Source organism: Kitasatospora sp. NPDC089913 (assembly GCF_044748625.1).
Classification (GTDB): Bacteria; Actinomycetota; Actinomycetes; order Streptomycetales; family Streptomycetaceae; genus Kitasatospora.
In genome coordinates this window covers 42,791-55,664 of sequence record NZ_JBIVGI010000020.1, presented here as the reverse complement: position 1 = coordinate 55,664, position 12,874 = coordinate 42,791, and the positions used below count along the sequence as shown (strand labels likewise).

Here is a 12,874-nt window from a genome sequence, read left to right as displayed (position 1 = left end):
GATCCGAGCGATGGCGCGGCGCGACCTTACTTCGAGGCACTGACAATGCCGAGAAACCGGTAGTCATGTCGTCGCCGCTGCCACCGCACACGCCGTAAAGGTCAGATACCCGCAGGCTCGTCTTCCACGTCCAGCCCTTCGTCCAGCCGAACCGCCAATGCCAGCTCATCGAGAGACCCCTCACCCGGGACGAACCAGCGCAGCGTGCCCTGCACGGACGACGCCACTCCGGAAGCCAGGCGGCGCATCTCCTTGGCGAGACCGCTGGGCGAGTACCACCTCTCGTCTGCATACCACTGCAGGGGGTAGCGGCCATTTGCGTTGCTCCACGTGGCCGATGACCGCCTGGGGTCCTCCGCCAGCCACCCCGCCATGTCGCGACGCTCGGGCTTGCTGTACGGCCGGAACTCCAGGACCGTGCCGTCCGCGATGCGGCCGTTCGCGATCAGGGTGGTGACGGCGTTGACCTGTCGGCCTCGCGTCTCGACCTCGGTGACCTGGTAGTCCTCCCCCAGAGCGGGAGCTCCGCGGTCGGAGTCGAGCCCGCGCAGGGCGGCCCGGACGACTCGCTCGATCCGCTCCGTGTTCCGCACCGCGGCGATGATGTGACTGGACTTTCCGTACTCATCGTCGATCGCAGCGAGCGACCAGGCAAGGCTGTCCCGCACCAGCGCGGGGACCTTGGCGAGCTCCCGAGGCCAGTGGTACGCCGGGTCCTCGATGGACCGGGTGTCCAGTCGACGAAAGACGATGTGCGTGACTAGGAGGTCTCCGTAAAAGGCCGCCGCGTCGGCCCTCCACAGCAACCCGTCCCGGAGGACCTGGAGCTGGGCCCGCACCTCACGGAGGAGCTCGACCGAGCGCCACACCCGGAAAGCGTTCGGGGCCTCCCCGAAGATCTCCCGGTAAGTCTTGTCCTCCCAGAGGCCGGCGAGATTCTGATCGCGCTTGGCCAGTGCAGCGAGCTGCGCGTTCGGGTTCGTGGCAGCCAGCGCCTCGGCGGCCTCCGCCATCGAGCAGCCGTGCTCCGGCGCCGGCAGAGCCTCGCCGCGCTTGATCACATAGCTGAGGTGCAGCATCAGAGCGAAGTCGTCACGGAGCTGGACCTGAACCTTGTCGAGCGACTTGAAGTCGCGTTCCTCGATCGGGTTCTGCGTGTTCGTGTTCGTGGTGACGTGATCGCCGAAGCCGGGCGGGCAGTCCTCCAGGGAGATCAGGCGCACCATGACCCTGCCGTACTGGGCGGTTTCCGGATCCGCCGTGTACGCCCGGTGAATGGCGCTCACCGTCTGTGCGCCATTCACCACGCTGGCACCGATGAGCTGGAAATCCCCGACCTTGCCGGGGACCGCCTTGCCGACAGGCTTGATCGTCTCGCAGAGCATGGTGATGCCGTTGCTGAAGTACCAGAAGTGCTCCGGCTCCTCCAGCAAGGTGTTCCTGATCTTGATGTTGACGTCGGTCAGGTCGAGGTTGTCGCGGATGTTGCGCGCGAAGAGGCCGCGCCGGTGCTCGCCGTAGAGGTCGGCGAGGTCTGCCGCGGTCATGGTCCCGTACAGGGCCTTGTACGGAGTCGATTCCTGCACGAAACCGTCCAGCCGGACCCGGGCGTCGATCCTCGGGGCAGCCGCGTCCCCGAGGATGGCGCGGTGGAAGTCGCGCAGGTCCAGCACCTTGTAGTCGACCATCTCCTCGACCTGGTTCAGCTCCGCGAGCTTCTCCTCGATGAGCTCCTTGGTGCTCTCGTCGAGCGGAGCAGTACGCATCAGCGCGAGAACCAGCGTGATCTTCGGCGTGCCGACCTCGAAGGCCTGCTCGATCTCGGGGACGAACTGCTGGAATCGACTGTTGAACTTGGAGTACTGAAGGTCGAGCATCCTGTTCAGTCCGCGGAACATCCTGTCGACCTCGGTCTCTCCGAAGCCGCCCTTCAGGTTGTCGCTCCACTTGGCCTGCACGAGGCAGATCCTCGGCTGCGCGGACCTCACCTCGACGGCGATCGCGTCGAGGCCTCGGTCGTCATCGCCGTCGAAGATCCTGATCGCCGCGGCGCGGTCACTGCAGGGGTGCTCGATCTGCACGGCGAGTGCGGCCAGCCCGCGACTGAGGAACGCCTGGGTGTAGTCCTTCTCCGCGACCTTCGCCTTGTCCTTCATGTCGATGAAGTCGGTGAACCGGTCCTCGATCGCCTTGCGGACGTACCTGACGTGCAGCTTGCTCATGTTCCACCCCTATCAATGCACCAGATCGCCAATACCTTACCTAGGCAATGGCTCAATGCTGCTCGAATGTCACTCGCTGTAGTTGACTGCCCATGAAGGCTCGCTGCCTGTGACGGACAGCACAGTCGCTCCGGTGAGCCAGCCGACTTCTGTCGAGGTACGCCGGCCCCGTGACAGGTGCCGGAGCGGTCCCCGGGGATGGTCAGGTCGATCGTGCCGACACGGGTGCCCAAGTCACGATTGCGTGATCTATCACGGGAGTTGATCCGGACCGCGCCCGGGCGGCCGCAGGCGCGGTCGAGGTTTGCGGACATCATCGACTCGGTGAACGTCTTCACCATCGCCCGCAACAGGTCGGGACTTCCGGGGCGAAGCTCTTCTTCAGGAGCGCGGCGAAGGGCAGACGGTCGGGTGCGGTCATTATTGATCCGAAACGGTGGGGGTTCTTGGTCGCTGAACACCGCGTGAGTGAACTGGTGAGGGGAGCGCGGCACTTGTCACTGTCGGCGCAGGAACATTGCGGCTGCGGGCGGTGGCTGCGCTGGCGGCGGACCGAGACGATGAGGACGTCGCAGCGGTGTTCAAGCTCCCGCCGAACGAGGCGGACGGCTGATGGGCGAAGTGGCTGGACGGCGGGTGTGAGGTGTTGATCAGGCGTCCGCGCGGGCGGCGAATCGGGGAGCATCAGGTACCGTCCGAGGCCGAGCAGGCTACGACGCGGCCGGCCGTACTCGACCACCAGCCCTGTGACCTGGGGGTTTCCGGGGCAGTTGTGGACTCGTTCCCAGGTGGGGTGCACTGGTCGCGAAGCTGTACCGGGTCCGGCTGACCGAGCTGGCGGTGGGCAAGTACCTGCGCCGCTGGGGACTGCCGTTCCAGCGTCCGGATAGGCCGGCCGTCGAGCAGGATCCCGAGGCGGTGCGTGGCTGGCTGGAGGAGACCTGGCCGGCGATCCGCGCGAAGGCGAAGGCCGAGAGCGCCGAGGTGCTCGTTACACATATTGATCACTCAATTGGGTCGACCGCTCCACGATCATCGGGGCGGATGCCCGACTAGGTCGGGCATCCGCTCCGACCAGGCCACCGGCCGCAAGCCCCTCTGGTCGTCGCAGACAACCTACCGATAGCCAAATCGGCGCTCCGGGAGATCGAACTGATGAGTCGTCAATTAATCCTGGAATATGCGCAGTTGAAACCCCATAATATCGACATGCCCAACGACAGTGTGCTTATCTGCAGCGGCTACAACAACTGACGTCACGGCGACGATGTGGACTGCGAGACCTCGTTCGAGGTGACGCAGCCCGGCGACCGCCGACGCTGGTACGTTCAAGAACACAACTCGCTCGTCGATGACGGTGGCGGTTTCGAGATGGACATCGAGTTCCTCCGCCGGGACCCGTCATGGCTGGCAGATCGACGGGTCGTGTACCGGATGCCCAGGAAAATCCTGGAGGAGATCGCCGTGGGCGTCGGACAAAAAGCAGAGCGGGATCATCGTCGCCAGCAATCGTGATCAACGGCCTCCAGGACGGCGAGCTGACGACCGAGCCGAGCAGGATGAACCTCCATCAGGTCCCCTTTAACGCCCGCTGACGATGGAACACCACGCCGGAATCGGCTGCCGCCGGTCACGCGTACGGGTCCCGCAGCGGACGGGGCTCCCGCACGCCGCGAGCGATCGCCTCAGGCAAGCCGGGGCCTCCAATGTAGTAGCGCCCCTGCGCCTCGCCCCGGGCAGCAAGCCAGTCGGCGCGGACGAGTTCGCGGATGTCGCGTTGGGCCTGCTGTTCGCTGAGTTCGGCGTCGGCCTGGTAGGTGGCGCGACGCAGGCGGTTGCCCATGGCCGCGGGGTAGAGGGCGTAGAGCATGCGGTCGGGCCAGCCGCGCTGCTCAACGGCTTCGTCGAGGGCGGTCCAGACCTCGCGGGTGGTATTCACCTGACGCTCGACGCTCTGGGCCTGCTGGTGGTGGGCACGCAGGCAGAACCGGATCCAGGGCAGGGTGTCACGGTCGGGAGTCCAGACCGGGCCGCCGACCTCGGCGAGGATGTCGTAGTAGCGGTAGGTGTTGCGGGCCCGTCCAAGCCATTCCTCGATGCTGGAGAACTCCGGCGCCATGATCCCTTCGCGGGCCAGGACCAGCGTGTGCAGAGCGCGGGACATCCGCCCGTTGCCGTCCGACCACGGGTGGATCGCCACCAGATTCAGGTGCGCCATCGATGCCCGGACCAGCCCCGGTACGTCGAGATTCCCCTCGTTCAGCCACTCCACCAGTTCGCCGGTCAGGCCCGCCAGCTGTTGGGCATCAGGGGCGGTGTAGGCAGCGATGGTCGGATCCTCAGCGGAAGTGACGTAGACCGGCCCGGTACGCCACCAGCCGGCCCGCCTGAGCAGGTGGTGGCCCTGCATCATGAAGTGCAGCGAGTTGAGCAGGCCCTTGCTATAGGCGAAGTCGTCACCCACTTCGGCGAGGCGTTGGATGTAGGTCATCGCCTGCCGATAGCCCTCGATCTCGGCCGTGACGGTGTCGTTCGCATCGATCGGCGCTTCGCCGACCATGATGTCCTCGACGTCCGACACGCTCGCGGCGTAGCCCTCGATCGTGTTCGATCCGGCGATCGCCCGCGCCGTGAGGTTACGCCGCAGCTGCCCTTCCCAGCGACGTGAAGTGCGCAGATGGAGACGCAGCCGGTCGCGTATCTCGTCGATCTCCGCGAGGACGGACTGGTCGATGTCCTGCAGCGATGGCACACCATAGAGCATGAAGCAATAACACCATGACGGCATCAAACAAGCAAGGTGAATCGGCGCAACCATGGTGCATGAGTACTTCAACGCACCCCTGGAAATCAGCCGCCCCGGACCCGTTCAGCGAGATCACCACCGCCGACCCTCCCGCTCCGCCGAGTGCCCTGCGCTCGCAATACCGCACTTCACCACTCACCAACCTCCGCCCGCCGGCCAGCCAGGCCACCCCGGCCCAGACGCAGGCATGGGCCCGCTTCCTGGCAGGGGCCGTCCACAATGGGCTCGACCCGACACTGGTCACCCAATGGCTGACCATCCTGGCCGACGCCACCGGCAGCCCCGTCCTCCCGTCTCTGGCCTCCATGCCGTTGGGCGACTATGTCAACCTCCGCCTCCCAGTCATCCTGACCAGCCTGGAAAGCACCACACACGCCCCCTACCTGGCCGGCTGGCACCTGCGGATCGAGCCCGAGCTCGGGCAGCTCCCCCTCCGCCTGATTACCACCGCTCTCATCACTGCGGCGGTTCTCGGCTGGATCGCCGATGGCTGCGGCCGCTCCACGATCAAGAACACCCTCGCCATGCTCTCCCGCATCTTCGAGCAGGCCATCGTGGACGGCATCCTCGAACGCAACCCCGCCCACATCACCGGCTGGCAGCGCGAATACCAGCAGGTCGAAGACGAACTGCGGGACCCCCGCTCCCTTGCCCTGTGCGACTGGGACACCCTCACCGAACTCGCCGATGCCCTGGTCGCGGCCTCATACAACCGCTATCGCGGATGGGGTGATGTCGTCGTCCACAGCGCCTGCACTGCCACACGGATCGGCGAGGTTTCCGGAGTCCGGGCCCGCGACGTCGATACCGACAAGTGGCTCCTGACCTGCCGCCGACAGACCACCCCCGCTCCCGGCGGCCTGGTCGACAAGCACACCAAGGGTAGGGTCGCCCGCCTCATCCCGATCATCGAACCATTGCGCCCACTCATCATCAGGCGGCTCCAAGCGACGCGAGGCGACCCGGACGCCCGCCTCTACACCGGCCCGCGCGGCGGTCGCATCAGCACCGCTGTCCTGCGCGACGCCACCCACTGGGACGACGTCACCCGGAGCCTCGGCTATGAACACCTGCGCCGCCACGACCTGCGCCACACCGGCCTGACCTGGATGGCCGACGCCGGTATCCTTCCGCACATCCTCAAGGAAATCGCAGGCCACCGGCTCATCACCACCACCCAGCGCAGCTTCCACCCCGACGCGCTCCGGATCCTGGAAGCCGGCCAAGCCCTCACTCATCACCTCGAGAAGCTCCAACGCGACGGCCAGATCACCCGCCGCTGGTAACACGCCGTAACTGCCATCGCCTCGAAAATGGCCGCTGACAAGCCGCTTCGATGTTGCCCGAGTCACACCACGGCAAGCAGTAGGCGCCAGAAAGGCCTTAGAAATGCCCCGATATGAACCAGTTTGACCCACTTGACCCGCGACCGGCGCACTTGACCGAAGGTCAAGTGCGCCGCCACGCCTCGCTCCAGCAAAACGACAGGAGATCTCTCACTTCACCTTGAGATCGAAGAACAATCCACACACCAGCCACCCGAGCAACGGGTGGCGACGGACCTGCGGCCAAACCTGGGGACCATTTTGGGACCGCCCGGGCCCAAGAAACGGGCCCCAAAAACCAGTAAGAGCGGGCCCTTGGTTTCCCAAGTACCCGCTCTCACAACCGACTTCACAGTCGGGACGACAGGATTTGAACCTGCGACCCCTTGACCCCCAGTCAAGTGCGCTACCAAGCTGCGCCACGTCCCGCGGTCTCGTGGCCCGGGCTGAGCCTGGGGGGCTCGGCTTCGGGTTTCTCGACCTTGTCGGCCGGTTCACCCGGCGACGAGGAAAACAATACAGCACGTCGGGGGGTGCTCGCTGCAGGGTTGTCGGGGGTGGGTGGGGCGGCGGGTCAGGGGGTGGGGTGGCGGGCGTCGTAGCGGAGGAAGGCGGGGCGGCGGGCGGCGAGGAGGAGGATGGCGGCGACGCAGGCGAGGCCGCCGCTGACGACGGAGACGGTCGGGCTGGTGAGGGAGGCGACGGCGCCGGACTCGAAGTCGCCGAGGCGGGGGCCGCCGGCGACGATCACGATGAAGACGCCCTGGAGGCGGCCGCGCATCTCGTCGGGGGCGGCGACCTGCATCATCGTGTTGCGGAAGATCATGCTGATGGTGTCGGCGCAGCCGGCGGCGGCGAGCAGGAGGAGGCCGAGCCAGAGGTTGCGGGCCAGGCCGAAGGCGGCGATGGCGAGGCCCCAGGCGGCGACGGCGGTCATGACGGCGGCGCCCTGGCGGTGGATGCGGCCGACCCAGCCGGAGAAGAGGGCGCCGGCCAGGGCGCCGACGGCGGGGGCGGCGGCGAGCAGGCCGACGGTGCGGGCGTCGCCGCCGTAGAAGGTGACGGCGAGGGCCGGGAAGAGGGCGCGCGGCATGCCGAAGATCATCGCGGCGAGGTCGGCGAGGAAGCTGGTGCGCAGGTTGGGCTGCTCGCGCAGGAAGCGGAGGCCGTCGAGGACCGAGGCGCGGCCCTTGCGTTCGCCGAGCGGGAGCATGGCGGGCAGGCGCCACATCGCGTAGAGGGTGGCCGCGAAGGCGACGGTGTCGACCAGGTAGGCGGCCTGGACGCCGTAGGCGCCGATGAGGACACCGCCGATCATGGGGCCGACGGTGAGGCCGAGGTTCATGCTGACGGTGTTCAGGGCGTTGGCGGCGGGGAGCTGTTCGGCGGGGACGAGGCGCGGGATCATCGCCGAGCGGGCGGGCGAGGCGAGCGCGAAGAAGGCCGCCTGGAGGGCGACCGCGGCGTAGAGGACCGCGACCAGCCCGAGGCCGGCGATCGCCTGGGCGGCGAGGACGGCGGAGACGACGGCGAGGCCGGCCGAGCCGATCAGGCCGAGGCGGCGGCGGTCGGCGGTGTCGGCGATGGCGCCGCCGTACAGGCCGAAGGCGATCAGCGGGACCAGGGAGAAGAGACCGACCAGGCCGGTGGCGAAGGTGGAACCGGTCAGGTCGTAGACCTGGACGGAGACGGCGACGGCCGTCATCTGCTGGCCGATGGAGGAGATGGACTGGCCGAACCACACCCGTCGGTAGTCGGCGTGGTCGCGCAAGGGGCTGAGGTCGGCGAAGGCCCCGCGGGCCAGCCGCCGGTAGCGGGAGGAGGACGGAGGGACTGCGAGCGGGGCGACGGCGGGGGCCGGCGGCGAGTCTCCGTCGGTCGGCGAATTGGCAGGATGATTGGTCGACACAGTGCCCCATCGTCGTCCCGGCCGCCCCGGCCGGGGACACCGGGGGCGCCTGTGACCGCTTGCCCCGACGTCATCGCCACCCGGTGGGACGGCTCCGCCCCCCGAACGGACCCGTGCACCACGGGCCCCGCCCCGACCGGAGGAGTCGCCACGCGACCGTCCGGGGCGAGCGCCCGGCCCCGGAGACGCCCGCCGGACCGGGCGGGCGCCGCCGCGGCAACGGGCCCTACCGGGTGAGGACCTGCTTCTCGCCCGCCTCCACCGCGAAGTCCAGCCGGTTGCCCGGCGGCGGGAAGGGGCAGATGAAGTGGTCCGCGAAGGCGCAGGGCGGCAGGTAGGCGCGGTTGAGGTCGAGCACCGTGCGGCCGTCCTGGTCGGGGGCGGGCAGGGTGACGAACCGGAAGCGGTAGGTGTCCCGGCCGCTGGTCGCGTCGGCGATCACCCCGCTCAGCCGGCCGTCGCCCGAGCGGCTGACCGTCAGGGTGCGGTGCTCGCCCGCGACGGTGAACGCGACCTGCCCGGTCACCGCGAGCGGGCGCTCCTTGCCGTCGGCGTTCGGGACGAGCACCGTCTGCCCGGTGCCGTCCTCGAAGGGGGTGAAGACCGCCGGAACGGCCCACTCCGGCGCATAGGGGTAGGCCGAGATCCCGGCGAACGACGCCCGCCCGGGCGCGTCCGGGTCGAAGACCCGCAGGGCCGGCTCGCCCTCGCGCTCGATCGGCACCAGCAGCACCTCGCCGAGCGCGGCGGTGTCCGCCGCCGGATCGGTGTCCGGGCGCAGCAGCACCTCGCCGTCGACGGGGGCACCCGCCCCCGCGACGGCGATGCCGTCGGCCGCCGCCGCCCGCAGCCGCACGCCCTCCGCGTCCGCCCACCAGAGCCCGGGCAGGCCGGCGATCGCCGCCGGCTCCGGCTCCAGCCAGTGCGTACCGGTCAGCGCCAGCTGGCCGTGCGGCGCGCTGACGGTCGCCGCCCGTCCGTCGCTCCAGTGCTGCCATTCCTCCGCGGCCGTCGCCGTCATCGGCTCGCCCTCCCACTCCGGTCAAGGGCCCGCGGGGCGGGCCGTCCGTTCTCCGTCACCCCATCGAACATCCGGTACCCGGGCGGGGCATTCCCGGCCGGGGACACCGTCGCACGGCCGTCGCAAAGCCGTCGCACCACCGTCACGCCGGTTCACGCCTGTCACATCGGTTCACGCCGGTCAACACGCCGTTCGCGGCACAGCCGCCCGTCAGGCCTTGATCCGGCGGAACAGTCCCTCCTGCACCACCGACACCACCAGCTGACCGCTCCGGTCGAAGATCTGCCCGCGCGCCAGGCCGCGGGCGCCGTGGGCGATCGGGGACTCCTGCTGGTAGAGCAGCCAGTCGTCGGTGCGGAACGGCCGGTGGAACCACATCGCGTGGTCCAGCGAGGCCATGTCGAAGTGCCGGGTGCCCCAGAGCGGCTCGACCGGGGCCCGGACCGCGTCCAGCAGCGTCATGTCGGACGCGTAGGTGAGCGCGCAGACGTGGATCAACGGGTCGTCCGGCAGCGCGCCGTTGGTGCGCAGCCAGACGCCGCTGCGCGCCTCGACCCCGGCGAGCTCCTCGGTGCTCCAGCGCAACCGGTCGACGTAGCGGATGTCGAAGGGCTGGCGCCGGCTGATGAACGGAGGCAGCTCGCCGAGCCGGGAACCGACCTCGTCCAGCGCGCTCGGCAGCTTCTCCGGACCGGGCACGTCGGGCATCGGGTACTGGTGCTCGATGCTGTCGGGCTCCGGGGCGTGGAAGTCGGCGGTCAGCGCGAAGATCGACCGACCGCCCTGGATCGCCAGCACTCGGCGGGTGGTGAACGAGCGGCCGTCCCGGAGCCGGTCCACCTGGTAGACGATCGGCACCCCCGGCACGCCGGGCCGCAGGAAATACGCGTGCAGCGAGTGCACCGGGCGGTCGTCGTCCACGGTGCGCCCCGCCGCCACCAGCGCCTGGCCGGCCACCTGCCCGCCGAACGTGCGCTGGAGCGCCTCCTCGGGGCTGCGCCCGCGGAAGATGTTCAGCTCGATCTGCTCGAGGTCCAGCAGTGCGACGAGATCGTCGACCGGGGTAGCCATGGGACACGTCCTCTCCGGGCCGCCGCCCGGGTCGGAGGTCTTCCGCCCCGACGTCGGCAGCCCGTTCTCTCGAATTCTCCAGCTCAATCGAATTCCTCGGCGAGCCGGGACATTCCCGTCACTCGGGCCGACCGCACCAATTCACTCGAACGAGGTCGAACAGTAGCCCCTGCGCGGAAAGTCGCCGCAGGTGGGAGCGGTCCGGCGCCGGTCACAGGCGTCACAGGCGTCACAGGCCCGACTGCCGGACGGTGATGTTCAGCCGTCCCGTCAGCCCCAGCGCCGGGTCCGCCGTCCCGGGCAGGGTCCGCACCACGCCGTGGTACGCGAACCGGGCCGGGCCGCCGAACACCAGCAGGTCGCCGCCGCGCAGCTCCAGATCGGTCCACGGCCTGGTCCTGGTCTCCGTGTTGCCGAGCCGGAAGACGCAGGTGTCGCCGAGCGACAACGAGACCACCGGGGCGTCGACGCGCTCGTCGCGGTCCTGGTGCAGGCCCATCCGGGCACCGTGCGGGTAGTGGTTGACGATCGCGACGTCCGGCTCGTAGCCGACGGCCCCGGCGATACCGCCGACTCCGCCGACTCCGCCGACTCCACTGGCTCCGCCACCACCACGTTCGCCCTCGTCCACGCCCTCGCCCACGCCCGCCGCCCCGTACGCCTCGGCCACCGCCCGCCGGGCGAGCGCGCCGAGCTCGGACGGGAAGGGTTTGACCGGGGTGCCGTCCTCGGCGGTGCCGGAGTAGCCGTAGGGATACCAGTGCAGACCCAGACCGACCATGCGGACGGACATCGTCCCGCCGGTGGGCATCCGGACGGTGTGCATCCCGGCGGGAGGACGCGCCCACGCCCGGCAGGCGGCGACCAGGCGCAGCTGCGCCGCCGCGTCCAGCCAGCCGGGGAGCAACACCGCCCCCGGAGCCGGCTCGGACCGTCCGAGGTCGGGGGAGGCGTCGAAGAGTCCGCCGAACAACTCGCCCTGGGTCACGCCCCCATCCTCGCGCATCCCTCCGACAACGGCCGGATACTGCAGGGACCGGACGCGGCCACCGCCACCGGGCCCGGAAACCACCGGGAACACCGGGAACCGGGAACACCGGGAACACCGGAAGCCCCGGAAACCACCGGAGACCACCGGCAGCCCCGGAAACGCTGGAAGCCCCCGACGGCCGCCCTCCCGCAGTGCGGAAGGGCGGCCGTGGAGGCGTGGACCGGCCGGCGTCCGAGACCGGACGCCGCCGGATCGACCGGTCTCGGACCGGCCGGCGTCGGATCAGACGGTGAGGGTCTGGCCCGGGAGGATCAGGTCCGGGTTGCCACCGATGACCTTGGCATTGTTGTCGTACAGGGCGTGCCAGTCGATGCCCTTGGCGGCGGCGATGCTGCTCAGGGTGTCGCCGGCCTTGACGGTGTAGGTGCCGTTGACCTGCTTGGCGTCGTTCGAGGTCCAGGACTTGCCGGACTTCGCGGCCTTGTCGGCCTTGGACGCGGCGTCGGCCTTCGGCGCGGCCTTGGGAGCCTCGACAGCCTTGGGGGTCTCGACGGCCTTCGGGGCCTCGACGGCCTTCGGCGCGGCCTTGGGGGCCTCGACGGCCTTCGGAGCGGCGGCCTTCGGAGCCTCGGTGGCCTTGGGGGCGGCCGGCTTCGGGGCCTCGGTGGCCTTCGGGGTGGAGGTGTCGACCGCGGCGGCGGCGCCGCCCTTGGTCAGACCGGCCTTGACGGAGCAGACGGGCCAGGCGCCCGGACCCTGCGAGGCGAGAACCTTCTCGGCGACGGCGATCTGCTGCGCCTTGGTGGCCAGGTTGGCCTGCGAGGCGTAGGCGGTGCCACCGAAGGCGGCCCAGGTGCTGGAGGTGAACTGCAGACCGCCGTAGAAACCGTTGCCGGTGTTGATGGCCCAGTTGCCACCGCTCTCGCACTGGGCGACAGCGTCCCAGGTGGAGACGGAGGCGGCCGAGGCCGAGGTGGCCGTGACGAGGCCGGCCACCGGCAGGGCCGCGACAGCGGCGCCCGCCACGACAGCCATCCGGACGCGGTTGCGCTTGGTGGCGGTGGTGGTGGCAGCGGCGATCTCGTTACGGAAGGTCATGAGGTTCCTCTCGACAGCCCCGGGAGGGCATGCGGAACCAAGCCCTGGAGGGGGTCTGGAATCGCTCGCCGCGTCCGTCGGGCGGCCGGGTACGTGTCGGACGTTCCGTGCCGCCCCGGCCACCCACCACACACCGGCGACCTGTTCGAGCGGTCGCGTCGGGGGGCACCGCCGGCGCCGGTGCGAAACCGGCGGGCTGTGCGTCGGGGGTGAACCCGGGTGGTGCTCGTTGCACCGCCAATGAAGCTACGAGGCGGGCGGCCGGGGTTCAAACAGCCGGAGGTCTCCCCAGCTCAGCACGGGGTTACCAGCGGTAACGACCATGTAAATATGTCCAATTTGTCCGTTTTAACCGTCATTTCCTAGATCAAACATCGACGAGCCGTGACTCACCTCACCATTTCATTCCGGCAGTCCCGCCTCCGAGATCG

11 protein-coding genes and 1 tRNA gene are annotated in these 12,874 nt (G+C 69.3%); 3 read left to right on the top strand and 9 right to left on the bottom strand.

All coding sequences use genetic code 11. The annotated features are described in order from the left end of the window. Positions 1–101: 101 nt before the first annotated feature. Together ACIPYS_RS27005 and ACIPYS_RS27000 are read right to left on the bottom strand one after the other, a co-directional pair. A complete protein-coding gene (locus ACIPYS_RS27005) occupies positions 102–2,222 on the bottom strand; it encodes an AIPR family protein (RefSeq protein ID WP_400750560.1) in 2,121 nt (706 codons plus the stop codon). Continuing rightward, positions 2,219–2,683: a transposase gene (locus ACIPYS_RS27000; RefSeq protein ID WP_400750557.1), complete on the bottom strand. Its 465-nt coding sequence runs from the start codon at positions 2,681–2,683 to the stop codon at positions 2,219–2,221. The genes ACIPYS_RS27005 and ACIPYS_RS27000 overlap by 4 nt, the downstream gene beginning before the upstream one ends. Before the next feature lie 379 nt (positions 2,684–3,062). Between ACIPYS_RS27000 and ACIPYS_RS26995 the strand changes: the two genes are divergently transcribed. Then, positions 3,063–3,278 carry a winged helix-turn-helix domain-containing protein gene (locus ACIPYS_RS26995; protein WP_400750554.1) on the top strand — a complete coding sequence of 72 codons (216 nt, stop codon included), beginning with the start codon at positions 3,063–3,065 and terminating at the stop codon, positions 3,276–3,278. A gap of 213 nt (positions 3,279–3,491) precedes the next feature. Further along, positions 3,492–3,737 (top strand): hypothetical protein, encoded by a 246-nt coding sequence (locus ACIPYS_RS26990; RefSeq protein WP_400750551.1) that lies wholly within the window; start codon positions 3,492–3,494, stop codon positions 3,735–3,737. A 115-nt stretch (positions 3,738–3,852) separates the two neighbouring features. Here the strand turns inward: ACIPYS_RS26990 and ACIPYS_RS26985 are convergent, their stop codons facing one another. Further along, a complete protein-coding gene (locus ACIPYS_RS26985; RefSeq protein ID WP_400750548.1) occupies positions 3,853–4,974 on the bottom strand; it encodes a Fic family protein in 1,122 nt (373 codons plus the stop codon). 71 nt (positions 4,975–5,045) lie between these two features. Here ACIPYS_RS26985 and ACIPYS_RS26980 point away from each other — a divergent pair, with 71 nt between their 5' ends. Then, the gene (locus ACIPYS_RS26980; RefSeq protein WP_400750545.1) at positions 5,046–6,314 is read left to right on the top strand and encodes a tyrosine-type recombinase/integrase; all 1,269 of its coding nucleotides are present in this window, start codon (positions 5,046–5,048) and stop codon (positions 6,312–6,314) included. 394 nt (positions 6,315–6,708) lie between these two features. Here ACIPYS_RS26980 and ACIPYS_RS26975 read toward each other — a convergent pair. From ACIPYS_RS26975 to ACIPYS_RS26950, 6 genes are all read right to left on the bottom strand, one after another. Continuing rightward, positions 6,709–6,782 (bottom strand) — tRNA-Pro (locus ACIPYS_RS26975). Between the two features lie 145 nt (positions 6,783–6,927). Then, complete coding sequence (locus tag ACIPYS_RS26970) at positions 6,928–8,262, bottom strand: MFS transporter (RefSeq protein ID WP_093859933.1); 1,335 nt, start codon at positions 8,260–8,262, stop codon at positions 6,928–6,930. A 226-nt stretch (positions 8,263–8,488) separates the two neighbouring features. Beyond that, positions 8,489–9,283 carry a DUF1684 domain-containing protein gene (locus ACIPYS_RS26965; RefSeq protein ID WP_093859934.1) on the bottom strand — a complete coding sequence of 265 codons (795 nt, stop codon included), beginning with the start codon at positions 9,281–9,283 and terminating at the stop codon, positions 8,489–8,491. A 210-nt stretch (positions 9,284–9,493) separates the two neighbouring features. Next, a complete protein-coding gene (locus ACIPYS_RS26960; RefSeq protein ID WP_093859935.1) occupies positions 9,494–10,354 on the bottom strand; it encodes an acyl-CoA thioesterase II in 861 nt (286 codons plus the stop codon). Positions 10,355–10,583: 229 nt separating this feature from the next. After that, positions 10,584–11,360 carry an alpha-ketoglutarate-dependent dioxygenase AlkB family protein gene (locus ACIPYS_RS26955; protein ID WP_400750540.1) on the bottom strand — a complete coding sequence of 259 codons (777 nt, stop codon included), beginning with the start codon at positions 11,358–11,360 and terminating at the stop codon, positions 10,584–10,586. Between the two features lie 267 nt (positions 11,361–11,627). Then, on the bottom strand, positions 11,628–12,443 hold the full coding sequence (locus tag ACIPYS_RS26950; protein ID WP_093859937.1) for a transglycosylase family protein: 816 nt from the start codon (positions 12,441–12,443) through the stop codon (positions 11,628–11,630). Positions 12,444–12,874: the final 431 nt, after the last annotated feature.